Below are 1,457 nucleotides of genomic sequence, written 5' to 3'. Positions count from 1 at the left end.
CGGCCCGCCCGCTCGAACCGGGCGGGCCGACCACCCCGACCGTACCCACCCGACCACCCGAGAGGAACCCGATGCCCCGCGCACCCCGCCACACCTGCCGCCGCTGCGGCGCCCGGGTCCTCATCACCACCACCCAAGCCGGCCGCCGCCTGGCGGTGAACGAGGCCGAGGACACCAGCGGCCTGGGCAACACCGCCGTCCACCGCGACGCGCACGGGGTGCTCCGCTCACGCCGCATCACCCCCGGCAGCGACCCCACCCCGCGAACACCACCCACGCCGGACGCGACCGGAGCGCCGGTCACCGACCTCACCCGAACCAAGGACGGCGAATTCCCCCTACCCACCACCCACCTCGCCCGCCTGGAGAAGGCCGTCTGGCCGGCCGTCCCCGGCTTCCCCGCTCTCCGGGGTGCCGGCCCCGCCCCGGCCGGCCACCCGGAGGAGAACCGCGGAAAGGAGATCAACCTGCGATGACCCTCGAACTCGCCATCGGTCTGGCCTCGACCTGGCTCGCCCTCGCCGTGCTCCTGGCCGCCGCCTGGACCCGGCTGAGAAAACCGGCCCGCGACCGGCCCGACCCCGGCCCCGCCGGCGCGGAGGCACTTCTCCTCGAGCGCCTGGACGACGCGGGGATGAGCCCGGCCAGCGCCCGCCGGCTCCTGGACCTCTACCACCACACCCGACTCACCCGAGACCAACTCGACCGCTCCACCGGCAGGAAGGACACCCCCTGATGACCGCGAAGAAGCCCACCACGAAGAAGCCGGCGCGGCGGGCCGGCCACAACTCCCTCGCCTGGAACGGCGGCATGGCCGGCGCCACCACCACCCCCGGCCGCGACATCCGCCCCGCCGGGAACTGCCCCACCAACACCCCCCACTGCGGCGAACAACTCCCACCCGGACACACCGGCCGAGGGCCCGCCGGCCTCACCCGCATCCACGTCCCCACCAGCCGCGAACCCGCCCGCTGGTACTGCCAGGGAATGTGCGCCCTCTACGGCCAAGCCCTCGCCGAAATCCGCACCCTCACCCCCACCACCTACACCCCGACCCCACCCCCCGGCACCCGCACCACCAGCTCCAAGATCCGCTGCGGCACCCCTTCCGGCGCCCGCCGCCACCGCGCCATCCAAGAAGACGTCTGCCCCCGCTGCCGCACCGCCGAAGCCGACGAACGCCGCTCCCTGCGCCACCGCACCGCCGCAGGAACCTGACCACCCCGGCCCCGCCCCCCGGAGGGGCGGGGCCCGACACCGGAAGCCCCCTCATGCCCACCCCCGCTCTGCTCCCCACCCACGAACTCCCCCACCCCGCAGACCGGGCCGCGCTCGCCCAGGCGGCCGAACTCCTCGACGCCGGCGCCCCCATCCCCCCGCACACCGGCCCGCTCCTGGCCCGCCTGTTGCGCGCCCCCCTCCCCGCCACCCCACCCGCCCCCCCCGGCCGGGGCGCC

General features: G+C 76.2%; 3 protein-coding genes and 1 pseudogene. All 4 read left to right on the top strand.

Translation table 11 applies throughout. The features are described 5' to 3' along the window. The first annotated feature begins 71 nt into the window (after positions 1-71). A complete protein-coding gene (locus LZF96_RS26320; RefSeq protein ID WP_233877381.1) occupies positions 72-476 on the top strand; it encodes a hypothetical protein in 405 nt (134 codons plus the stop codon). Then, on the top strand, positions 473-736 hold the full coding sequence (locus tag LZF96_RS26315) for a hypothetical protein (protein ID WP_233877379.1): 264 nt from the start codon (positions 473-475) through the stop codon (positions 734-736). The genes LZF96_RS26320 and LZF96_RS26315 overlap by 4 nt, the downstream gene beginning before the upstream one ends. Continuing rightward, complete coding sequence (locus LZF96_RS26310) at positions 736-1,218, top strand: hypothetical protein (RefSeq protein WP_233877377.1); 483 nt, start codon at positions 736-738, stop codon at positions 1,216-1,218. The genes LZF96_RS26315 and LZF96_RS26310 overlap by 1 nt, the downstream gene beginning before the upstream one ends. Before the next feature lie 53 nt (positions 1,219-1,271). Further along, positions 1,272-1,457: pseudogene (locus LZF96_RS26305) on the top strand (hypothetical protein); the annotation flags it as partial.

Origin of the sequence: Streptomyces sp. ST2-7A (assembly GCF_021390475.1) — a bacterium.
GTDB lineage: Bacteria > Actinomycetota > Actinomycetes > Streptomycetales > Streptomycetaceae > Streptomyces.
The sequence above is the reverse complement of the archived record's forward strand: the minus strand, read 5'-3'. Positions and strand labels throughout refer to the sequence as shown.

Bases quoted from the DNA above. Each gene is read 5' to 3' on its own strand.
- LZF96_RS26315 (WP_233877379.1), top strand. From the start codon at position 473: ATGACCCTCGAACTCGCCATCGGTCTGGCCTCGACCTGGCTCGCCCTC.
- LZF96_RS26310 (WP_233877377.1), top strand. From the start codon at position 736: ATGACCGCGAAGAAGCCCACCACGAAGAAGCCGGCGCGGCGGGCCGGC.
- LZF96_RS26320 (WP_233877381.1), top strand. From the start codon at position 72: ATGCCCCGCGCACCCCGCCACACCTGCCGCCGCTGCGGCGCCCGGGTC.